Origin of the sequence: Acinetobacter chinensis (assembly GCF_002165375.2) — a bacterium.
Taxonomy (GTDB): domain Bacteria; phylum Pseudomonadota; class Gammaproteobacteria; order Pseudomonadales; family Moraxellaceae; genus Acinetobacter; species Acinetobacter chinensis.
Genome location: NZ_CP032134.1, coordinates 3,447,468 through 3,468,252, shown reverse-complemented (window position 1 = coordinate 3,468,252; position 20,785 = coordinate 3,447,468). Strand labels below are relative to the sequence as shown.

Sequence of the window (20,785 nt, the reverse complement as noted above, 5' to 3'; positions counted from 1 at the left end):
ATGATCAAAGCAATCTAAGTATTGCTTTGATCCATCAGAGTGAATTTTAAAAGTTGATGGACTTTGGATAAATCAAGCTGATATTTATCTGCAACTATTAAAATATATTCTCGGATTTTTGGAAGTTCCTGTTTTAACTGCATCACTGCATTTTGAAATTCAGGAAAAGAAACATAAATGTCTTCGAGTCCTTCTTCCTCTTCTTCAATAAATTGAATTTGATCATTGTTTATTTTACAACACAGCATCGGATGACCAATCCAGAATCCCTCTGATTTATGTTCAGCAAGATTAATCCAGCTATCGATATCATTGAAATCTGAACAACAACGATGGGTCAGAATTGGGTTTACTCCATTCGTCACGTCACATAAGGCGAATCCACCTTCTAAGCTGTTTTTATTCTTCTGAATTGCATCCTTTAAAATCTTAAGTAAATTTTTTTCAGTGGTTTGTAAGACTGGATAAAGATTAAAACCTTGTGCAACTGGCTGAAATTTATCTATAAAACCATTTGATTTATAGACCTGGTCAAGATAATTTCCATATTCTTCATCTGTAAATGGAAATGCTGGAAATTTGATTTCAGGGTGTGAATATTCTAATTCAAATACAGGAATGAGCTGTAGTTTCATTTATTTTTCCACTTTTAAATAGGTGCCACCTGCATAAACATTGTGCCCAAAACCACAACCTGAAGCCCCATCATTCTGTTTCACTTCAATAAAATTGCCACGCTCAGGGCTTGTTTTAAAATTCAGATCAATTTTGCAGTCGTCATATTTAAAAGTGGTCTGTTTTTTATTGACAGGCATGTGAGTGTCAAACTCGCCCATGTTCGGTCCATAAATCAGGCTGCGGATTCCCATATACAGCCCGGAATAAGCGATTTCATAGCGTCCATTACGCTTGTTGACCGTAATATGATCCCATTCGCCAAAGCCTGCGTAACTGACATATTCTCCTGATAAATCCGAAGCTGATTTTGCTTTAGGCAACTGCTTTAAATTGTACTGACTGGCTCTGGAAGTGCTGTCTATTTCATACCAGGCCCGTGCCCAGCCTGGCTGGTTCATTCGGGCATAAGTCAGACCGACATTGTTACGGGCAACATCGAGTGCCTGATCTGAAAAACTCATGCCACTTTCATCTGAATTTGCTGTACAGAAATTTGACCATGCCAACTGAAATTTAAACTGTTCGAGTGCTTTTTTATACTGCTTCTGGTCGTACAGTTTTTTACCCAGTTTCGCCGCAGGTGCAATTTTCGAACAGTTCTGTTTAAGCTCCTGCTGGAAGGTGTTTTCTGCATGGCTGTGAGTCATCAACATTAAGCTGAGTATTGGAAATATTATTTTTAAGGTGACTTTATTCATTTTCTGACTCAATTTGATAATAGATACCTGAAGAGTTTACACCGCCGCCAAAGCCACAATCACTGTCATAACCTGTTTGTGTTACTTTGAGCTGATGCTGTTCAAACTGAATGGTGATGAAACATTCACGATCTGAAAATTCTGTATTTTTATAAACAGCAGTTTTTGAGTTGAATGGCATTTCTGTATAAAACTCTCCCATATTCGGGGCACCCAAAACAGCAGTTTTAGGGGTGAAGGCATAGCCTTGAAAGCCAATATCATACTGATTTTTATTTTGATCAACCGTAATCGTATTCCATCGACCATAACCTACATAACCAATATATGTACCATTGAGCTGTGAATTTTCCTCAAGTGGAGGTAAATTTTTTATATTGTACTGGCTGATTTTAGACTCATCCGAGATTGAGAACCATGCGCGAGCCAGCATCGGTTTTCCCAGACTGGCATAAGTTAAACCTACATTGTTCTCAGCTGAAATAATGTCTTTTTCCGAAATTTTGATTCGCGTTTCTTCTTCAAAACTGCTGCACACTGAAGACCAGGTAACCTGATTTTCAAACTGCTGTAAGGCCAGGTTAAATTGCTTTTGATCAAAATAATATTTTCCGTTTTTGGCATATTGTGAAATGCTGCGACATTCTTTATTGAGTATTTTATTTAAGTTTTCTTCAGAAAATTCATCATCTGCAATACAGTGTATAGGCAGGGCAAGGGTTGTTAATAAAATAATTTTTTTCATTTTTTATTCTCAGTTTGTATCAATGATTTTAAAACTATCCAAAAATTAACTGCATTAACACCAGATCTCGCCACTGACCAAATTTTTGACCGACCTGAGGCATATAACCTGTTTGCTTAAAACCGAGCTGTTCATGCAAACGAATCGAGCCAGTATTCTCATGATCAATTGCAGCGACCATGACATGAATGCCCTGTTGTTTGGCATGTCTGATCAGTTCAAGCATCAAGGCTTTGCCTAATCCCTGGCGTGCAAACTGTGGGTCAACATAGACCGCATGCTCAACTGTCTGATGGTAGCCATTAAAATTACGGAAAGTGGAAAATTCTGCATATCCTGCGATCTGCTGTGAGACGGACTCTACAGCAACAAACAGCGGGAAACTGTTTGTCTGCAAGTCATTAAACCACTGTTCATAATCCTGCAGTGATTTGGGCTGACTGTTCCATGTAGCCGTTCCTGTCATGATTTCAGTGTTGTAAATCTGCATAATCTGAGGCAGATCATCTTTTTGCGCAGCGCGGATCATAAAATTCATGAGTGTATGGACATGGAAAAGTGACATGCAATTGTAGCGCATTTACAGGAAACCAATCTGTATAAAACAGGCGGTAAGCTCAAGCAGCAGCGGGGCGAAGATGACAGAAATAAAAAAGCAGAACCGAAGTTCTGCCTGATCTGATGGATTCAGTGATTTATCAGAAATGGTATTTAACCAAAGCGCTGACGTTGTTTTCGTCTTTGCCTTTAACACCGAATTTGTTGTTCCATACGGAATGTTCAATACCGAGGTACAGACGTGTATCTGGAGAGATATGTTTACCTGCATTCCATTTCCACTGTGTCGTCCAGTTCAGTTCGCTTGCATGCGCAACGTCATCTTTTTCAGCAGTTGACCAGTCCAGGAAACCATCAACAAGGAAGTCTTCAGAACCCAGTTTGAATGGCACACCATAAGTGATGGTCATCTGGTAGTCATCTTTCTGAATTTCGTTGTTGGCACGGTAGAAATTGACACTTGCATACTGAGTGTATGGAATGTTCAGATCAAAGCCCACACCATAGAGGAAGTTGTCAAAATCGTTGCCGAAGTTGTCCTGGTTGCCTTCCCATGTAGTTGCGATCAGAACATCTTTAACAGGACCCGCTGCCAGTTTTTTACCGGTAATTTCGCCCAGGCTTAAACGAGGTGCAAGTTCAAAATAAGTGACATTGTTGTCATCTGAACCATGCATGCGATCCATAAAGAAGAATACATCTGCATATTTTACTTTAGCAGCATATTCAACAGTCAGTGTGGTCTGCTTTTCATCTACAACTTCATAGTTTTCACCATAAAGACCTGTCAGACTGAAATCCTGCCAGACTGGAGCAGCCTGAGTGAATGCAGCAGTGGATGCAACTGTCAGAGCAACAGTAATTTGTGTAAGTTTCATTAAAAATCTCTCCCCCGAGAAAGCGTAGTAGAGGATACAGATAATCAGGCAAAAATAAAGCCAAAATTGACCGATGACATGAATCTTCGCCAGTGGAAGACAGTCACAGCGAGCGGAAAAAAGAGGGGCAGGGTCGAAATTTTAAGAAAAAAATGAATAAAAACAGTTTTTTTGAGGACACAAACAGACTGATATTTTCACACTTCTGACCGCTTGTAAATGTGTTGGGTTAAAACACGTAACTTTAGTATGACTTTATTAAAAAAAGATGAAATAGGGCTTGCATATTTTCATTTTAAGCACGATATTCGAAGTATAAGAACACGGTTCTGCAGACTGTTAAAGGTGTTCATCATTCAATATGGAGGGGAGCGTTTCAAACCCGTATGAAGATGTTACAGTGCTGAAAAATCAGCAGGTTATATGCGTGCCAAGATAAAGTTTTGCACTTAAGAAGATTCTGATACACAGAGGACGAGATTATATGAACATTGAAATCCGTACTGATAAAAACATTCAAAACAGCGACCGTTTAATTAGTTATGTACGTGCAGAACTAAACCAGGAATTCCAGCGTCACAGCGAACGGATCACCCATTTTTCAGTGCATTTCAGCGATGAAAATGGTGACAAAGGTGGCGATGATGATATCAAGTGTATGATCGAAGCCCGTCCGGCAGGACTGAAGCCAGTTGTGGTGACCCATCGGGCACATAATGTGGACACCGCTGTTCATGGTGCGATTGATCGTTTAAAACGCAGTCTTGAGCATACATTTGAGAAAAAAGAGAATCCACGTGGTGGGCAGCTTGAATTTGCTGATGCAGATGCAGACATTGCAGATGTCGATGATTGATTTTCAGGTCTGACCTGAAACTGAAAAAAGCCCTGAGGGGCTTTTTTTATTGACATAAAAAATCAGGTTGTCGCATATTTACACAGAACAAAGTCCATATTACTGGGCATAATAGACAAAAATATACAGAAGAGATTCCTCTCCATGCTAACAGCACAGCAACAGGTTCTGGTTCAGGCCATTGAAGAACTGAACGTCGCTCTTGTACAGCGCCTTCTTGCAGAAGGTCTTGACCCTGATTTTATTGATCCTGAAAAAGGACCTGCAATCTCTGTCTGGTCAGACGGTCTGTTCCAGTGGTGGGAGCAGGTCTGTGAAGCCTATGAAACAGGTGAGCCGCTTTCTGAAGATCAGAAACAGCAGTTACTGGCAGCACACATGGATATTCTGGAAGCACTTATTCAGGCAAAAGTGAACCTTCATCTGTGGGATACAGAGGAAGTTTATGGACCCCTCTGGGATGCAGCAAGCTCAGCATGTGTACCTGCGGTTAAACGTTTACTTGAGGCTCAGGTTGAGCCGAACAGTAAAGATGATGAAGGTCTGACCATTCTGTCCTCCATCAGTGATCTGTTTTTTGACTGTGAGTTTGACGAAATTAACTGGGCAGAATCATTGCCTGAAGAAAAGCAGACACTGGAACTGTTACGCAGTCATGGTGCAAAAATGACCAAAGAATTAACATAAATCAACGGGATATATTATGTCAGTTTTTAAATTTACTGGTGTGGTGATTGCCGCCGGTTTCAGCCTGAACGCTGTTGCAGCAGAATTTTCTTTTGACCGCCCTGGCGCAGGTATGGGAACAGGGATTACACCTGTAGGACAGCTTGCCTGGGAGCAGAGTATTCCTGCTGCCAGCTATAATGAAACTGTGTCAGATGGTGTAAAGCAAAAAACAGTCACCCTCAATGGCGACATGCTGTTCCGTACTGGTCTGGCGAAAGATCTGGAACTTCAGTTGGGCTGGCAGGGACCGGGGTGGATCAAGACCAAAAGAGCAGGCAAGTCTGTAGAAGAAGATGGTCTGGGTGATGTCAGTATCGGGATCAAAAAAGCCATTGATCTGAAAGATGATAAACTTAGTATGGCTGTGCTGGCAGAAGCAATCATTGCAACAGGAAATGATGGTTTCACCAATGAAGATGATATTTACAGTCTGACTTCAGCGGTTTCCTATGATTACAGTGATCTGGTGACCACCTCGATTACAATGCGTTATGAAGCGCAGAACAGCGACTGGGCTGTTACGGCTGTACCAACCATTGAATATGCCATTACCGATAAACTCTCTGGCTTTTCTGAGTTTGTATACCGTAAAGCTGAAAGCCAGGATTATGAATATGCTTTAGGTTCAGGGGTTGTTTATGCACTGAATGAGAGTACCCAACTAGATGCCAGTATCGGTGTTGGTTTAAATGGTAATGATCGTGACTATCAGGCAGGCTTAGGTTTCTCATATCTGTTCTGATTCTGACCAATACAGGATTGGTACATCAAAGAGCAGTTTAAACTGCTCTTTTTTTATACCTGAGCCCTTGCATTTTCATGCAGGTAAAACTGATGTAAATGCAAGGGCTGGAGTACCTGTTCAATATTGCTGAAGTCCGTCATTCAGATTAATGTATAAGCAGAAATCATCACTCAGGATCATTAAGATGATGCAGTTATATACAGGCAATAAAAATTACTCCAGCTGGTCTATGCGTGCATGGCTGATTCTGAAGCATTTCGATCTTCCATTTCAGGATCATTTCGTTGCTTTTGATGATTTCAGTGCAGATGGGCAGTTTAAACAGCAGGTATCAAAGCTGAGTCCAGCAGGAAAAGTTCCCGTTTTACTGCATGATCAGCTGGCTGTCTGGGATACGCTTGCTATTGCAGAATATCTGGCAGAGCAGTTTCCAGAAAAGCAGTTATGGCCGCAGGATCGGTTACAAAGAGCCAAAGCCCGAACAGTGGCCGCTGAAATGCACAGTGGTTTTATGCAGCTCAGAAGTCTGTGTCCGATGAATATTGAAGCTGATTTATCCGCTGTAGGTCAGCAGCTGTGGCAGCAGCATGCGGGTCTGCGACAGGATGTACAGCGTGTGGAGCAGATCTGGTCAGAAGCGGATGGTTTTCTTTTTGGAGACTTCAGTATTGCTGATGCATTTTATGCGCCTGTGGTGATGCGTCTGATGAGCTACCGGCTGCCTGTGACTGAGTTGAGTCAGCAATACATGCAGAAAATACAGCATCTGCCTGCGGTCAGACAGTGGATGGATGCTGCAAAACGTGAACATTTGTTTGTACAGGCAGATGAGCCTTACCGTACATCCGGCGGATAACTTCAGGAATGGCGGTTTCTGGATCAGCAGTATTCAGACTGTATCCAGAAAAGCACTGTGGAAATATGAACAGACCTGATTACGCCCCTGAGCCTTTGCTTCATACAGTGCTTTATCTGCAAGATTCAGCAGTTTCATGGGTTTGATACCAGGTGCAGAAGCAGCAATACCAAAACTGGCTGTAATATGAATTGCTTCTTCATCATCACTGAAAAGTACAATCTGTTCAATCGCCTGACGACAGCGTTCTGCAATACGCTGAGCCTGCTGTTCAGAAGAATGATGCAGAATCAGAATGAATTCTTCACCGCCAAAACGCCCGACAATATCACTGTCTCTGACATGTTTTGACAGTTCATCACTGACCAGAATCAGTGCTTCATCACCTTTATGATGTCCAAAACGGTCGTTGATCAGCTTGAAATGATCCAGGTCGACCAGTACCACAGCATATACTGCACTTTCCTTTTCATTGAGTACATCCAGCTGTTCCAGGCATTCATTGATGCTTCGGCGGTTGCGTGTATTGGTCAGTGGGTCAACCTGACTTAAATGTTGAATCAGCTGCTCTCTGTGACGCCACTGGCTCAGAAGCGATTCGAACAGAAACAGACAGGTACACAGAATTGGAATGATAAAAAACAGCATGGAAAGAATCCAGAAGCCGTTTGTGTAGCTGTAACCGCTCAGATGAAAAATAGGTGCATAGGTCATTACCCCCATATAACTGAGATAGCCACAGCCTGCCAGAAAAATGGTTGCGGGTATAAAAGCACAGTAGACAAGCACTCTTGGGAGCAGCACCAGTCCAACTGTGACCAGGCTGACATAGGAAATCATGGTCGCAGGACTGAGCACACCGATCAGATAACCATCACGGCAGATGGATGCAACAAAAATACCGACCGAGATGTAAGGGAACCACTGCTGAACCCATTTTTTTTCAGCCCATAAACGGCAGGGAATAATCATCAGGGTAAAAAGAATCAGAAAGACAATATTGAGCTGAATCTGTTTTTTAATCAACGCCAGGTCAACCCATTGCCATAGCTCAGGATTCAGAATAATAGTGCCTTTCCAGATGACCCAGGTCAGGTGTACGCCTGCCGCAAGAATCAGCATCAGAATGCATTTATTCAGCGTGCCCCAGTTCATGACGGGACCACTTTCGAACAGACTCTCCACCATTTTTGTTTTTAATGAGGAGCTTTTAACCGATGAAAACAGTGCTTTCATTGTACAGACTGTACCCCTTATTCATCCTGAATTTTCTAATGTAAGTATGTTGCTTATATTAATTTTTTAATGTTGCTCAATAACATAGCATACTCTGCTGAATTTTGAACAGCAACAGTGCAGGATGGGGGAAAGTTGAAAAAACTGATTGTTTCAAAAATAGAATATTGTGTCTTGAATTGAGGGATTATCGCAATACTGTAATTTATATAGAATGCCATTATTGATAAAGCATTTTGGAAATAACATGAAAGTTCTACATATTGATTCAAGTATTTTGGGCGATGCATCTGTTTCACGTCAACTGAGTCAGGCGATTGTTAAACAGCTTCAGGCGGGTAACAGCACTGCTGAGGTGCAGTATCTTGATCTGGCACAGCAGGAAATTCCACATCTGACCGCAGACATTCTGATGGGACAGAATGCTGAGCAGTCAGCGCTGGGTGAAAAACTGATCCAGCAGTATCTGGATGCAGATGTGGTTGTAGTGGGTGCAGCCATGTATAACTTCGGTCTGTCATCTGCACTGAAAGCGTGGATTGATCGTATTGCAGTTGCAGGCAAAACATTCAAATATACTGAAAATGGTGCTGTGGGTCTGGCTGGTGATAAAAAAGTGTATATCGCCAGCAGTCGTGGCGGTGTGTATGGCGACAACAGTCCGGCTGACTTTCAGGAAGGTCTGTTGAAAACGGTATTTGGCTTTACCGGTGTGACCGATATTCAGGTGGTTCGTGCTGAAGGTGTCAACATGGGCGATGAACTGAAAAGCAAAGCACTTTCAGATGCGCTGGCACAGGTTCAGGCAATCTGATACCCGTCTGTATACATAAAAAAAGGTCAGCGTTATGCTGACCTTTTTTATGCGTTATGTTTCAGTCCGCATCACACTGATGTGCAAATTCGGCAATATCTGCCAGCGCACGTTCTGCTTCATCAAACCAGTGATGGAACATCTGAAAGTTATGCCACATGCCCGTGTAAAGCTTATAACTGACCTGTACACCCGCTTCGACCGCTTTCTTCTTAAAACGCTCGGCGTCATCCAGTAAAATTTCTTTAGAACCAATCTGCACCAGTGTTGGTGGAAGACCCTTGAAGTCATCAAATAAAGGAGAGACTTTAGGATCAGCCTTATCCATGCCGGCTGGAACATAGTAGGCAATACCTGCTTCCAATGCTTCAGGTGAAAGCAGGGCATCATGTTTACGGTTGTTACGGATGGAGTTTCCAGTCAGAGTCAGATCCAGAAAGGGAGACAGCAGCATCAGACCACTGACCTGTGGCATCTGTTCATTGCGTATTTTCAGGGTCAGTGCAAGAGCGAGGTTGGCACCACATGAATCTCCGGAAAGAATAATATCTTTTGACTGAATCCCCTGATCAATTAAAGTGCAGTAAACATCAAATAATGCATCGACTGCTTCCGGATAAGGATGTTCAGGTGAAAGAGGGTAGTCCACATGAATGACCTGCATTTGTGTACGCGCAGCAAGATCGCTCAGAAATGCCCGATGAGTATTTAATGAACCCAGGAAAAAAGCACCGCCATGAATATGCAGAATCAGCTGAGTTGATTCTTTCTGCGGTTTCAGCTCTTCTGCACGGATGCCGGAAAGTCGAAGGGCACGTACCTGAATATCTCTGTTCTGCGGGAAAATCCGACACATCTGTTCAAGTGCAAATCTGAGACTTCCGACAGGCAGAGTGAACTGACTGGGGGTACGGATGGCGGTCTTTAAAATACTTTCTGTAATAATTTGTTTCCACATGGGTGCGATCTTCATGTTTTTTCCATCTTGTTCTTTGTTTTATAGAATACGAGCATATTTACCAACACAACTTACAAGGTTACACTAAATGGTCACATTCAAAAATTGCAAAATTGTTGTGACTTTTTAATACTTAAAGTCGTCTACAACAGACCAGGGAAACAAACAAAAATGAAAAAAATTGCACTTGCATTAGGATTGCTCGGATTGACAGCTTTAGCTAATGCAGCAGACCCGCTGAATGGCACGGTCTGGAAAACGATTGACGATAAAACCAAGCAACCGAAAGCGGTTGTGAAGTTCACTGAACAGAAAAACGGTACGCTGACGGCCAGCATCCAGAACATTCTGACACCAGGTGAAGAAAACGCCTGTACCAAGTGTGAAGGACCTTATAACAATAAATCACTGAAAGGTTTAACGATTATTCATGGTCTGAAAAATACAGGCGGAACCAGTTATGGCAATGGTTCAATTCTTGATCCTCAGTCTGGTAAAACTTATAAGCTGAAAGGTGAACTGGCTTCTGGCGGTAAGAAACTTGAGCTGAGAGGTTATATCGGTGTTGCTGCTTTAGGTCGTAACCAAACCTGGATTCGTGCAAACTGATTGAGACAGACGCAGTCCATTAAAAAAAGCCCGAACAGATTCGGGCTTTTTTTGTTCAGTACATCAGCATGGTTGATGTGCCGAAAACCATAAAAATTATGCGGATAATTTGCGGTAAGCTGCTTCGTCAAAGCCAACCAGCAGTCCCTGTTCAGTTTCAAGTACCGGTCGCTTAATTATGCTGCTGTGAGTCATCAGTGTTTCAATCAGTGCTGCTTCACTGGACAGTGCATGCTGCTGTTCCTGTTCGGTCAGTTTTTTCCATGTCGTTCCTTTTTTATTCAGAATAACATCCTGTCCGGCTTGCTCAAGCCACTTTTGAATGGACTCGGCATCTATGCCCTGTTTTTTATAATCATGGAATTCGTAAGGCAGATTCAGTTCATTCAGCAGATCAAAGGCTTTTTTCATGGAACTGCAGTTTTTAATGCCATAAATTTTCAGCATACATTTTCCTGTTTTCAGTATGGGCGCATGTCAGGGTAGCGTTTTTTGCTGAAAAGTACCATTCCGCATGACTGAAAATATTTATCTGAAAAAGTGTGAAGAATGTCATGAAAATGAAACCTGTCATGGTCAGAATGAAGGCTATAAAGAATGCTTCATAATTCAAATAACAGAATAATAAAAATTCAAGGGTAGCAGAAAAGAGAAAACCCGCATTTAATCATCCTGATCATGCGGGTCTCATTTCAACGTCCAATGTCACGTCCTTGAGATTCACTGCAGGCAGTGTATCTTTTTCATCCTACGGCTTCCAATCCTTTTGCTGTCATCCTGACAACCATCCCTGTGCCGTGCGACTATAATGCTCGTAATTGGACTGTAAAATAAGTAGCAAACGCGACAGCTTATGTAAGAGAAAACACATTATTCAGTAAACGTATGTTCACTGAATAATGTTCTGCGGTTCAGATTTTATAGTCAATAATGACTGGTGCATGGTCGCTGAACCAGCTGTCTTTATAGACCCAGGCATTGAGCGTGCGGTCTTTCCAGTCAGGTGAGCATGCCTGGTAGTCAATCCGCCAACCGACATTCTTGGCACGAGCCTGCCCCCGGTTGGACCACCACGAATACAGTTCAGCTTCTTTACGCACTTCCCTGAATGTATCCACATAGCCCAGTTCATCATAAATATGATCCAGCCACGCACGTTCATGTGGCAGACAGCCTGAAGATTTCTGATTGCCAGACCAGTTTTTGATATCTATACGCTTGTGAACAATATTGTAATCGCCGCAGACAATGATGGATTTATTTTCATCACGCCATTGTTTTAAAATTTTTGTATATTCTTCAAGAAAATGATCTTTACGTGCCTGTGCTTCATCACCGGATGATCCGGACGGCAGATAAAGCGAGCAGATGTGAGCGGTCTGATCCAGTCCCAGGTCAAATTCAGCACTGATAAAACGCCCCTGAGAATCTGCCAGTTCAAAGCCAAGTCCATCTGTGACTGAAACAAAAGGCAGTCGGCTGTAAATCGCGGTACCTGCATAGCCTGGACGTTCCGCAGGAAACAGGTGGGTATACCATCCTTCAGGTTTGAATTTGTCAGTCCACTGAGCGTGTGTGATCCGGCTTTCCTGAATACAGATAACATCTGCTTCAGACTGTTCCATCCACTCAAGCAAACCTTTTGTGACAGATGATCGTAATCCGTTGACGTTAATTGACACGACTCTTAGAATTTTTTGATCACCTGGGTAGCTACTCTTTGGTATCATGCGCAGTCATAACCTCAATGTATGAATTCTGGAGCACCTCATGTCAACGCAAGCTCAATTTGATCCGCAAGCTTTTATCGAACTCGCATTATCACGCGGTGTGCTTAAATTTGGTGAGTTTACTTTAAAATCGGGACGTGTGAGTCCTTATTTTTTTAATGCCGGTCTGTTGAATGACGGTGAAGCTTTGTCATTGCTGGCTTCAGGCTATGCGGATAAGTTGACTCAGTGTAAAAATGTGGAAGTGATTTTTGGGCCTGCCTACAAGGGTATTCCTTTTGTTGCAGCAACCGCTGTTGCACTTTCACAGAATCATGGTGTCAGTGTACCGTGGGGTTTTAACCGTAAGGAAGCAAAAGATCATGGCGAAGGCGGTGTGCTGGTTGGTGCTTCGGTTCATGGTCAGAAAGTCTGGATTATTGATGATGTTATCACTGCAGGAACAGCAATCCGTGAAGTGGTCACTGTGCTGAAAAATGCAGGAGCAACCATTGCAGGTGTACTCGTTGCGCTGGATCGCCAGGAAAAAGGTCAGGGTGAACTGTCTGCAATTCAGGAAGTTCAGAAAGAACTGGAAATTCCAGTACATGCGCTGATTACCATGAAAGACCTGATGAATTATCTGGACGCAAAAGGTGAAAAGGATGCATTGGCGAAAATGGAAGCTTACCGCGTGAAATACGGTATTTAAACCCGTCCGTGAATATAAAAAGCAGTGTGGCTTTTTATATTCACGGTCAGCTGGATGGGGAAGTGCGTTATCATGCTTTTTCTTGTGTTGTTGGTCTTTTGTGCGGTGGCAGGTTTTTTGATCCTGCAGCATCTGGATCGGAAACGGTGGCACAGATATCAGATTGAACGGGATATTTTTTTCCGTCTGAATCCGTTTGTGCTTCAAAATGATCCTGAGTGCAAAATGATGATTACTCTGAATAAAGCAACACAAAAGAAACTGCTGGGTGTGCTGATGCTGAAACAGCCAGGTCAGTCTGTGAACCGAACAGTTCAGATTCAGCGTGAGCCTGAGCAGAAAAATCAGCAGTTTATTGTGGCAGTGTATTTTCAGGATTTTAAAATAGGCGAACTTGAGCCGAAATACACCACCAGATTGTGTCACAGCCTGGAAAAAACGGATTTTTATATTGGTCGTCCATTGGAAATATCCGCAGAAATCAGCATTACCGAGGGCTTTTCCGGAGATGCCGGATGTCAGGTTCGACTGGGGTTGCCGAGAGACCCGGGTAGCATTGATCAGTTGATTATGGAGCGGCAGAAAGTACAAAGCTGATTTTTAGATCGGGATAATGATCAGACAGATTATCATGATGCAAAAAATTGAACATAAAAATAATAGAACTGAGTGCAGGTTTTTAAAAACAGTGTCAAAAGGCTTTATTAATGAAGAATAAAATTGTTAATCAGCATATTGATTTACCCCATGAGCCTTCATCAGTTCTTCCTGCAGACAGAATTATTGCCATTCATACTGCAAAACAATAAACAGACTCACTCACAGCTTTAAAATATAAATCTGAAATTCCGAACAGTTCTATACCGAAATTGAGAAAAAGAACCGACGAATCTCCGCTATACTCATTCAGAATGAAACTGAAAAAGAGCAGTGACTATGCGTGTACTTGTGGTGATGGACCCAATTGAAAATGTGAACCTGAAGAAAGATTCAACCATGGCAATGCTGTGGGCTGCATCACGCCGTGGGCATGAGCTTGGCTATGTACTGCAGCAGGATCTTTACATTGATCAGGGTAAGGCATACGGGCTGATCTCATCGCTGCAGGTTTTTGAAGATTACAACCATTATTATGAACTGGGTGAAAAGAAAAAAGAATCCATCGCGGCTTATGATGTTGTACTGATGCGTAAAGACCCGCCTTTTGATATGAATTTTGTCTATACGACCTATATTCTGGAGCAGGCAGAGCGTGAAGGTGCATGGATTATCAATAAACCACAGAGTCTGCGTGACTGTAATGAAAAATTGTTTGCAACACAGTTCCCTCAGCTTCAGGTTCCAACTTTGGTGACATCACAGCAGAGCCTGATCCGTGAATTTATTCAGCAGCATGGTGATGTGATTGTTAAACCATTGGATGGAATGGGTGGAATGGGGATTTTCCGTCTTTCTGCCACAGGTGCAAATATTGGTTCCACTATTGAAATGCTGACCTCCATGGGTAGTGTTCCGATTATGGCACAGCGTTATATTCCGGAAATTGTGGATGGTGATAAGCGTATCCTGATGATCAATGGTGAACCGGTTGCTTACTGTCTGGCGCGTATTCCTCAGAATGGTGAAGTACGTGGAAATCTGGCAGCAGGCGGTCTGGGTGAGGCACGTCCACTGACTGAAAATGACAAAGCCATTGCAGCTGAAGTTGGACCATTTTTAAGAGAAAAAGGTCTGATTTTTGTTGGGCTTGATGTGATTGGAAATTATGTCACAGAAATTAATGTCACCAGTCCGACCTGTATCCGTGAAATTGATACCCAGTTTGGAACTTCCATTGCAGATGATCTGTTTGATGTGCTGGAAGCCGGTTTAAAAGCCTGAACAGAAATGAAGAATCATGAGGAGCTTTTACAGTGCATTCTCATGATTTAAGTTTTTATGATTCTGATGGTTAAATTCACTGTCAGAATCACAGAATTGGTACAGATTTTCAGGGTTCTGTATGAATTAATAATAAAACTGGTTTAAACTGAGAAAGATGAGGGAAAAAACAATTAAACACCGGGCGAAATACAGTAATTAAACTTTAATGCCTTGTCGTTTGTGATTACAATTGTCAACTTATATATGAATTTTTATTGCCAGATCTGAATTGAAGAATTAGACCGTGACCAACCCACAGCAAACTAAGCCAAGACATGTCATGATGATGGCCGCAGGTACAGGCGGACATGTATTTCCTGCACTCGCTGTTGCCAAAGAACTGCAACAGCAGGGTTCAGAAGTTTCCTGGCTGGCGACTCCAGCAGGAATGGAAAACCGTCTTCTGAAAAATCATGACATTCCTGTGTATCAGATTGATATTCAGGGTGTGCGTGGTAATGGTGTGCTCAGAAAACTGGCAGCACCATTTAAAATATTAAAAGCAACACTCAGCGCAATGCGCTATATGAAGCAGCTGAACGTGGATGCAGTTGCTGGATTCGGTGGTTATGTTGCAGGGCCTGGTGGTCTTGCAGCCCGAATCCTGGGGATTCCTGTGATTATTCATGAACAGAATGCAATTGCCGGTTTTACCAATACACAGTTGTCCAGAGTGGCAAAGACCGTTTGTCAGGCATTTCCAGGTGCTTTTCCTGATGGACCAAAAATTAAAACGACGGGAAATCCTGTCCGTAAGGAAATTACTGAAATCCTGAATCCGTCATGGCGTTATCAGGAACGTGAAAAATCAGGTCAGCCACTTAAAGTGCTGATAGTGGGTGGCTCACTTGGGGCACAGGCACTGAATGAGCGTGTACCTGCTGCATTGAAACAGCTCCAGGTTCCTGTTTCAGTGTTTCATCAGTGCGGTCAGAATCAGGCAGAAACGACACTGGCGCGTTATGCAGATGCACCAGTGTCACTGAGCGTGGAAGTTCAGCCTTTTATTGATGATATGGCAAAAGCCTACAGTGAAGCTGATCTGATTATCTGTCGCGCCGGTGCTTTAACTGTGACAGAAATTGCGACAGCAGGTGTAGCTGCCATCTTTGTACCGTTACCGAGTGCTGTGGATGATCACCAGACGGCCAATGCAAAATTTCTGGCTGACACGGGTGCTGCAAAAATATCTCCGCAGGCAGATCTGACTTCAGAAAGTCTGGCTGCACTGCTGACTCCTCTTATGAACCGCCAGCTTTTATCTGAAATGGCAGCAAAGGCGCGTCAGAAAGCGCAGCCTGATGCAACCCTGCAAGTGGTTCGTTTAATTCAAGAATTGTAATCCGAGTAAATTATGTCCCCGACTATTCCTGCTGAACAAGCAAAAAAATTAATTAAAATTCCTGAAATGCGCCGAATCAAACACATTCATTTTGTGGGGATTGGTGGGGCAGGCATGTGCGGTATTGCTGAAGTACTGAAAAACCAGGGGTACAAGGTTTCGGGTTCAGATATCAAAGCATCAAAAACCACGGCTCAGCTTGAAGAAAATGATATCCGTGTACACATTGGTCATACCGCTGACAATATTAAAGGGGCAAATGTGTTGGTTGTTTCCACAGCGATTGATCCTGAAAACCCAGAAATAAAAGCGGCGATTGAAAACCGCATTCCCGTGGTGCGCCGTGCAGAAATGCTGGGTGAACTGATGCGTTACCGTCATGGTATTGCGGTTGCCGGGACACACGGGAAAACCACAACCACCAGTCTTGTGACCTGTATGCTGGCAGAAGAAAACCTTGATCCGACTTATGTGATTGGTGGTCTGCTGAACCGTACCGGTGTCAATGCTGCACTGGGTGCGAGCCGTTATATTGTTGCTGAGGCAGATGAGTCAGATGCATCATTCCTGCACCTTGAGCCAATGGCAGCAATCGTGACCAATATTGATGCAGATCATATGGATACTTATGGTGGCAGCTTTGATGTGCTGAAAGACACATTTGTCAAATTCCTGCAAAAAATGCCGTTTTACGGTTTGGCGGTTGTCTGTGGTGATGATGCCAATATCCGTGAAATCATGCCACGGATCGGGCGTCCGTTACTGACTTATGGTTTTAATGAAGACAATGACATCCGTGCGGTTGATGTTGAACAGACCGGTATGCAGTCACACTTTACGGTATTGCGTAAAGGACGTGAGCCATTACGTCTGACCATTAACCTGCCAGGTCTGCACAATATTTTAAATGCACTGGCTGCAATCGGTATTGCAACAGATGAAGGTGTTTCTGATGCTGCCATTGCCCGTGCGCTTGAAAGTTTCAGTGGTGTGGGGCGTCGCTTCCAGGTTCAGGGTGAGTTTGAACTGGACGGTGGCAACGTCAAACTGGTGGATGATTACGGACATCACCCTAAAGAGGTGGAAGCAACCATTAAGGCTGCCCGCGCAAGCCATCCAGACCGTCGTCTGGTCATGATGTTCCAGCCGCACCGTTTCAGTCGTACCCGTGACTGTTTTGATGATTTTGTGGATGTATTGTCACAGGTTGATCAGTTGCTGTTGCTTGAGGTATATCCTGCGGGTGAAAAGCCGATTGTGGGAGCGGACAGCCGTGCTCTGGCAAGAAGCATCCGTTTACGGGGTGAGGTTGAGCCAATTTTACTCGATCCGGTTGAAGGTAATATTCAGAGCGTCATGAAAAAAGTGTTGCAGGCAAACGATCTGCTGCTGACACAGGGTGCAGGTAATGTGGGTGCAATTTCAGTGGAACTGACTCAGCATAACCTCTACTTAAAATAATTGAGCTGAGCTTGGATTTAACCCGTTTTTAAAGATTTAAGGATAAAAAATGTCAAATGCTTCAAAATTCGGCAAAGTTGCAGTGCTGTTGGGTGGTAAGTCGGCTGAACGTGAAGTTTCACTGGCAAGTGGTCAGGCAGTGCTTGAGGCGTTGCTGCGTTCTGGCGTAAATGCAGAAGGTTTTGATCCTCTGGAACGCAGTATTACTGAACTGGTCAATTTTGACCGTGCTTTTATTGTACTGCATGGTCGTGGTGGTGAAGACGGTCAGATTCAGGGTGCGCTTGAGTGGCTGAATCTGCCATATACCGGTACTGGTGTTCAGGGTTCTGCCATTGGCATGGATAAAGTCAAAACCAAACAGATCTGGCAGGGTTCTGAGCTTCCAACAGCACCATATCGCATTGTTGGCAAAGACACAGACCTGAATGAAGTGGTCAGTGTACTTGGTTTGCCATTGATTATTAAACCTGTGCATGAAGGTTCAAGCGTGGGTATGAGCAAGGTGGAAAAAGCAGAAGACCTTGCTGCAGCAATTGAAAAAGCAACGAAACATGATGCCGTTGTGATGGCTGAAAAATGGATTACAGGTCGTGAATATACGATTTCATTCCTGAACGGTCAGCCATTGCCTGTGATTCGTCTTCAGCCACCGGCTGACGTTGCATTTTACGATTATGAAGCAAAATATAACCGTGATGATGTTCAGTACGGTATTCCATGTGGTCTGGAAAAAGCTGAAGAAGAACAGCTTCAGGCGTTGTGCCTGCGTGCATTTAATGCAGTAGGTGCAAGTGGCTGGGGACGTATTGATGCCATGCGTGATGAACAGGGCAATTTCTGGTTGCTGGAAGTAAATACAGTTCCGGGTATGACCAGCCATTCTCTGGTGCCGAAAGCGGCTCAGGCGGTTGGATACAGCTTCGATGAGCTTTGTGTTGCGATTCTTGAGCAGACCTTAGCGGAAAAAGTTCACTGATTTATGGCTCAGCTTCCTGCATCCATGCGCCGAAAAAAGGCAGCAATCACCTCCATTCATGACAAGCCTCCGACACGTGGAGAAAAGCTTGCCAATGCAGGTGGGTGGTTATTGATGCTGATTGCATTCGCTGTACTTGCACTGGGTGTATATGCTCTGTATCAGGTCATGACGGATGCCCGGGTTGCAGAGCTGAATGTTGTGGGAAGCCGTTCGGATGAGGAAGCTCAGCAGGTGATCAAACTTGTATCGCCTGCGGTACAGCATAATTACTTCACCTCTGATCTTGAGCAGATCCGTGATAAAACGCTTGAGATTTCATGGGTGGATCGGGTTGTGGTTTCCAGGGCTTGGCCAAATGCCATTAAAGTCCGGGTTATGCCGAAGCATGCCATTGCCCGCTGGGGTACAGGACGGCTGTTAAGCGACAGCGGTGATGTGTTTTCAGAAGTAAAACCTAAAAATTATCAGAATTTACCGTTACTGCATGGTCCTGTGCATCAGTCAAAAATGATGATGCGCCGTTATCATGAAATTAATCAGTTATTTCAACCAGTGAATATTCGTCTAAAAGAATTATATCTAACAGACCGAATGACCTGGTTTATGCAGTTTGACTCTGGTTTGCGTGTTATCGTGGATCAGGATCAGACGATGAGTAAATTGCAGCGCATGAGCCATCTTGCGCAAAGCGATTTAAAACCGGTGTGGCCTCTGATTTCCTCAATAGACCTGCGGTACCGCAACGGTCTGGCAATACAGTGGAAAAATGGGCTGCCACCAAAAATTGTCAATGGTCACTTTGTTGTAACGATTAGTGACACAGGCATTGCGGATGGAAGAACGGCAAAGCCATAATACCTGGCTTTATAACATAGGCGTTAAGCCATAAATTAAACAGAAATGTAATGGTAGTGAATAATGAATGAAGCTGTTCCCTCAGTTGTTGCGATTGACATTGGGACACACAAAGTTTCAGTTTTGATTGGCAAGGTACACGCTCCGGACAACATCCAGGTGATCGGGATGGCGACTGCGCGTAACCGGGGCATGAGTAAAGGAAAAATTGTCAGTCTTGATAAAGTCATTACAGCTATAAAAAATGCCGTGCAGGAAGCGGAAGATATGGCTGAGTGTCGTGTGCATTCTGCCTGGGTATCCATTCCGAGTGCGGAACTGAAAAGTTTTTATGCATCTGGACGTACTCCAATCGACAACAGTGACCATTCTATTTCCACCAGTGAAGTGGTACGTGCCCTGGAACTTGCCAAAGCCAGTCATGTGACTTCAGACCATTATCTGGTCAGTGCAGTTCCACTGGGTTTTGATCTGGATGATTCTGGTGAATGGGTACAGAATCCGGTCAGAATGTCTGCGCACAGCATGACGGGACATTATCAGCTGATGATGCTGCCGATCAGCACCATGCAGAATCTGGACCGTGCCATGAAAGGCGCAAATATCAGTGTTGAAAAGATGGTGGTTTCCAGCCTGGCGACCGCTGAAGCAAGTCTGCTGAAAGATGAAAAAGAATATGGTGTCTGCCTGGTGGATATCGGTGCAGGAACAACAAATATAGCCGTGTATCTGGATGGGCGACTGGCGTTTGCACACACCTTACAGCGTGGTGGTGAGCATGTTACACGTGATATTGCAGCAGTACTGCAGACCACAACAGAAGAAGCGGAACGGATTAAACTGCTGTACGGCTGCGTAGACCTTAAAGTGGTCAAGCCGGATCACATGATTCAGATTCAGGGAATCGATGGACCTCAGACCATCAGCCGTATTGAACTGACAGAAATTATTATTGCCCGTTACGAAGAAATCTTTGGGCAGGTGCGTGAAGAACTGGAAAAAAGTGGTGCCATTCATGGGCTTTATCATGGTGTGGTGCTGACCGGTGATGCCTGCCAGATTGAAGGGATGATCAGCCTGGTCAGAAAAATGCTGGGTGTTTCTGCACATCTGGGCAATCCACCATTACAGATCAGTGCAGATGATCAGCACCTGGCCGCATTGAGACGTTCACAGTATGCAACTGCGGCAGGGCTACTGCTGTTCAGTCAGAGTGAAACTCAGGAAGCGGTTGTTGAACCGGAAGATACCGATCATTTATCCTTTGTAAAACGGATTGGACGGGCATGGTCAGGGTTAAACGAGAAACTGAAATCAGTTTTTTAGATTAATTTTTTAGGGAATATTGTTTGTAAGATGTACGTCAGACGACTTGGACTTGACAAGCCTTGAGTTGAACAGCATCCTAAAACACAATTTTTTTTGTTTATTAAGATCAAGG

General features: G+C 43.6%; 23 protein-coding genes. 14 read left to right on the top strand and 9 right to left on the bottom strand.

Going from position 1 to position 20,785, the window contains the following annotated elements; genetic code table 11:
- Positions 1 to 14: 14 nt before the first annotated feature.
- The 5 genes from CDG60_RS17485 to CDG60_RS17465 form a co-directional block, all read right to left on the bottom strand.
- Entirely contained in the window at positions 15 to 635 is a 621-nt protein-coding gene (locus tag CDG60_RS17485; RefSeq protein WP_087512000.1) for a hypothetical protein, read from the bottom strand.
- Positions 636 to 1,376, bottom strand: coding sequence for a hypothetical protein (locus CDG60_RS17480; protein ID WP_087512001.1), 741 nt, complete (start codon positions 1,374 to 1,376; stop codon positions 636 to 638).
- On the bottom strand, positions 1,369 to 2,121 hold the full coding sequence (locus CDG60_RS17475) for a hypothetical protein (protein ID WP_087512002.1): 753 nt from the start codon (positions 2,119 to 2,121) through the stop codon (positions 1,369 to 1,371). Before CDG60_RS17475 ends, CDG60_RS17480 begins: the two co-directional genes overlap by 8 nt.
- 34 nt (positions 2,122 to 2,155) lie before the next feature.
- The gene (locus CDG60_RS17470; protein WP_087512191.1) at positions 2,156 to 2,659 is read right to left on the bottom strand and encodes a GNAT family N-acetyltransferase; all 504 of its coding nucleotides are present in this window, start codon (positions 2,657 to 2,659) and stop codon (positions 2,156 to 2,158) included.
- A gap of 160 nt (positions 2,660 to 2,819) precedes the next feature.
- A complete protein-coding gene (locus CDG60_RS17465) occupies positions 2,820 to 3,557 on the bottom strand; it encodes an outer membrane protein OmpK (protein ID WP_087512003.1) in 738 nt (245 codons plus the stop codon).
- 484 nt (positions 3,558 to 4,041) lie between these two features.
- On the opposite strand from CDG60_RS17465, the gene CDG60_RS17460 reads away from it, so the two are divergent.
- From CDG60_RS17460 to CDG60_RS17445, 4 genes are all read left to right on the top strand, one after another.
- A complete protein-coding gene (locus tag CDG60_RS17460; RefSeq protein WP_087512004.1) occupies positions 4,042 to 4,413 on the top strand; it encodes an HPF/RaiA family ribosome-associated protein in 372 nt (123 codons plus the stop codon).
- 144 nt (positions 4,414 to 4,557) lie between these two features.
- Complete coding sequence (locus CDG60_RS17455; RefSeq protein ID WP_087512005.1) at positions 4,558 to 5,100, top strand: ankyrin repeat domain-containing protein; 543 nt, start codon at positions 4,558 to 4,560, stop codon at positions 5,098 to 5,100.
- 16 nt (positions 5,101 to 5,116) lie between these two features.
- Complete coding sequence (locus tag CDG60_RS17450) at positions 5,117 to 5,884, top strand: transporter (RefSeq protein ID WP_087512006.1); 768 nt, start codon at positions 5,117 to 5,119, stop codon at positions 5,882 to 5,884.
- Between the two features lie 187 nt (positions 5,885 to 6,071).
- Positions 6,072 to 6,743 (top strand): glutathione S-transferase family protein, encoded by a 672-nt coding sequence (locus CDG60_RS17445; protein WP_171405471.1) that lies wholly within the window; start codon positions 6,072 to 6,074, stop codon positions 6,741 to 6,743.
- 33 nt (positions 6,744 to 6,776) lie between these two features.
- Here the strand turns inward: CDG60_RS17445 and CDG60_RS17440 are convergent, their stop codons facing one another.
- Complete coding sequence (locus tag CDG60_RS17440) at positions 6,777 to 7,979, bottom strand: GGDEF domain-containing protein (protein ID WP_087512007.1); 1,203 nt, start codon at positions 7,977 to 7,979, stop codon at positions 6,777 to 6,779.
- Positions 7,980 to 8,226: 247 nt separating this feature from the next.
- On the opposite strand from CDG60_RS17440, the gene CDG60_RS17435 reads away from it, so the two are divergent.
- Positions 8,227 to 8,793, top strand: a complete 567-nt coding sequence (locus CDG60_RS17435) for an FMN-dependent NADH-azoreductase (protein ID WP_087512008.1) — start codon at positions 8,227 to 8,229, stop codon at positions 8,791 to 8,793.
- Positions 8,794 to 8,854: 61 nt separating this feature from the next.
- Here the strand turns inward: CDG60_RS17435 and CDG60_RS17430 are convergent, their stop codons facing one another.
- Complete coding sequence (locus CDG60_RS17430) at positions 8,855 to 9,766, bottom strand: alpha/beta hydrolase (protein WP_087512009.1); 912 nt, start codon at positions 9,764 to 9,766, stop codon at positions 8,855 to 8,857.
- Positions 9,767 to 9,922: 156 nt separating this feature from the next.
- Between CDG60_RS17430 and CDG60_RS17425 the strand changes: the two genes are divergently transcribed.
- Positions 9,923 to 10,360 (top strand): DUF2147 domain-containing protein, encoded by a 438-nt coding sequence (locus CDG60_RS17425; RefSeq protein ID WP_087512010.1) that lies wholly within the window; start codon positions 9,923 to 9,925, stop codon positions 10,358 to 10,360.
- Between the two features lie 96 nt (positions 10,361 to 10,456).
- Here CDG60_RS17425 and CDG60_RS17420 read toward each other — a convergent pair whose 3' ends face one another.
- Positions 10,457 to 10,807, bottom strand: a complete 351-nt coding sequence (locus tag CDG60_RS17420; protein WP_087512011.1) for a Spx/MgsR family RNA polymerase-binding regulatory protein — start codon at positions 10,805 to 10,807, stop codon at positions 10,457 to 10,459.
- A gap of 464 nt (positions 10,808 to 11,271) precedes the next feature.
- Entirely contained in the window at positions 11,272 to 12,090 is an 819-nt protein-coding gene (locus CDG60_RS17415) for an exodeoxyribonuclease III (protein WP_087512012.1), read from the bottom strand.
- Between the two features lie 40 nt (positions 12,091 to 12,130).
- Between CDG60_RS17415 and pyrE the strand changes: the two genes are divergently transcribed.
- The 8 genes from pyrE (at position 12,131) to ftsA (ending at position 20,670) form a co-directional block, all read left to right on the top strand.
- Entirely contained in the window at positions 12,131 to 12,781 is a 651-nt protein-coding gene (gene pyrE / locus CDG60_RS17410; RefSeq protein WP_087512013.1) for an orotate phosphoribosyltransferase, read from the top strand.
- A 72-nt stretch (positions 12,782 to 12,853) separates the two neighbouring features.
- The gene (locus CDG60_RS17405) at positions 12,854 to 13,378 is read left to right on the top strand and encodes a hypothetical protein (protein WP_087512014.1); all 525 of its coding nucleotides are present in this window, start codon (positions 12,854 to 12,856) and stop codon (positions 13,376 to 13,378) included.
- Positions 13,379 to 13,717: 339 nt separating this feature from the next.
- Positions 13,718 to 14,662, top strand: a complete 945-nt coding sequence (gene gshB / locus CDG60_RS17400; RefSeq protein ID WP_087512015.1) for a glutathione synthase — start codon at positions 13,718 to 13,720, stop codon at positions 14,660 to 14,662.
- 286 nt (positions 14,663 to 14,948) lie between these two features.
- Positions 14,949 to 16,046, top strand: a complete 1,098-nt coding sequence (gene murG, locus CDG60_RS17395) for an undecaprenyldiphospho-muramoylpentapeptide beta-N-acetylglucosaminyltransferase (protein WP_087512016.1) — start codon at positions 14,949 to 14,951, stop codon at positions 16,044 to 16,046.
- A gap of 12 nt (positions 16,047 to 16,058) precedes the next feature.
- Positions 16,059 to 17,507, top strand: coding sequence for a UDP-N-acetylmuramate--L-alanine ligase (murC, locus tag CDG60_RS17390; protein ID WP_087512017.1), 1,449 nt, complete (start codon positions 16,059 to 16,061; stop codon positions 17,505 to 17,507).
- A gap of 49 nt (positions 17,508 to 17,556) precedes the next feature.
- Positions 17,557 to 18,486, top strand: a complete 930-nt coding sequence (locus tag CDG60_RS17385) for a D-alanine--D-alanine ligase (protein WP_087512018.1) — start codon at positions 17,557 to 17,559, stop codon at positions 18,484 to 18,486.
- A 3-nt stretch (positions 18,487 to 18,489) separates the two neighbouring features.
- Complete coding sequence (locus CDG60_RS17380) at positions 18,490 to 19,344, top strand: cell division protein FtsQ/DivIB (protein WP_087512019.1); 855 nt, start codon at positions 18,490 to 18,492, stop codon at positions 19,342 to 19,344.
- Between the two features lie 63 nt (positions 19,345 to 19,407).
- The gene (gene ftsA, locus CDG60_RS17375) at positions 19,408 to 20,670 is read left to right on the top strand and encodes a cell division protein FtsA (RefSeq protein ID WP_087512020.1); all 1,263 of its coding nucleotides are present in this window, start codon (positions 19,408 to 19,410) and stop codon (positions 20,668 to 20,670) included.
- Positions 20,671 to 20,785 lie beyond the last annotated feature (115 nt).

Bases quoted from the DNA above. Each gene is read 5' to 3' on its own strand.
- CDG60_RS17415 (WP_087512012.1), bottom strand. From the start codon at position 12,090: ATGATACCAAAGAGTAGCTACCCAGGTGATCAAAAAATTCTAAGAGTC.
- CDG60_RS17445 (WP_171405471.1), top strand. From the start codon at position 6,072: ATGATGCAGTTATATACAGGCAATAAAAATTACTCCAGCTGGTCTATG.
- CDG60_RS17380 (WP_087512019.1), top strand. From the start codon at position 18,490: ATGGCTCAGCTTCCTGCATCCATGCGCCGAAAAAAGGCAGCAATCACC.
- CDG60_RS17465 (WP_087512003.1), bottom strand. From the start codon at position 3,557: ATGAAACTTACACAAATTACTGTTGCTCTGACAGTTGCATCCACTGCT.
- murC (WP_087512017.1), top strand. From the start codon at position 16,059: ATGTCCCCGACTATTCCTGCTGAACAAGCAAAAAAATTAATTAAAATT.
- gshB (WP_087512015.1), top strand. From the start codon at position 13,718: ATGCGTGTACTTGTGGTGATGGACCCAATTGAAAATGTGAACCTGAAG.
- CDG60_RS17450 (WP_087512006.1), top strand. From the start codon at position 5,117: ATGTCAGTTTTTAAATTTACTGGTGTGGTGATTGCCGCCGGTTTCAGC.
- CDG60_RS17455 (WP_087512005.1), top strand. From the start codon at position 4,558: ATGCTAACAGCACAGCAACAGGTTCTGGTTCAGGCCATTGAAGAACTG.
- CDG60_RS17385 (WP_087512018.1), top strand. From the start codon at position 17,557: ATGTCAAATGCTTCAAAATTCGGCAAAGTTGCAGTGCTGTTGGGTGGT.
- CDG60_RS17475 (WP_087512002.1), bottom strand. From the start codon at position 2,121: ATGAAAAAAATTATTTTATTAACAACCCTTGCCCTGCCTATACACTGT.
- ftsA (WP_087512020.1), top strand. From the start codon at position 19,408: ATGAATGAAGCTGTTCCCTCAGTTGTTGCGATTGACATTGGGACACAC.
- CDG60_RS17460 (WP_087512004.1), top strand. From the start codon at position 4,042: ATGAACATTGAAATCCGTACTGATAAAAACATTCAAAACAGCGACCGT.
- CDG60_RS17430 (WP_087512009.1), bottom strand. From the start codon at position 9,766: ATGAAGATCGCACCCATGTGGAAACAAATTATTACAGAAAGTATTTTA.
- CDG60_RS17470 (WP_087512191.1), bottom strand. From the start codon at position 2,659: ATGAATTTTATGATCCGCGCTGCGCAAAAAGATGATCTGCCTCAGATT.
- CDG60_RS17435 (WP_087512008.1), top strand. From the start codon at position 8,227: ATGAAAGTTCTACATATTGATTCAAGTATTTTGGGCGATGCATCTGTT.
- CDG60_RS17405 (WP_087512014.1), top strand. From the start codon at position 12,854: ATGCTTTTTCTTGTGTTGTTGGTCTTTTGTGCGGTGGCAGGTTTTTTG.
- CDG60_RS17440 (WP_087512007.1), bottom strand. From the start codon at position 7,979: ATGAAAGCACTGTTTTCATCGGTTAAAAGCTCCTCATTAAAAACAAAA.
- CDG60_RS17420 (WP_087512011.1), bottom strand. From the start codon at position 10,807: ATGCTGAAAATTTATGGCATTAAAAACTGCAGTTCCATGAAAAAAGCC.
- CDG60_RS17480 (WP_087512001.1), bottom strand. From the start codon at position 1,376: ATGAATAAAGTCACCTTAAAAATAATATTTCCAATACTCAGCTTAATG.
- pyrE (WP_087512013.1), top strand. From the start codon at position 12,131: ATGTCAACGCAAGCTCAATTTGATCCGCAAGCTTTTATCGAACTCGCA.
- CDG60_RS17485 (WP_087512000.1), bottom strand. From the start codon at position 635: ATGAAACTACAGCTCATTCCTGTATTTGAATTAGAATATTCACACCCT.
- CDG60_RS17425 (WP_087512010.1), top strand. From the start codon at position 9,923: ATGAAAAAAATTGCACTTGCATTAGGATTGCTCGGATTGACAGCTTTA.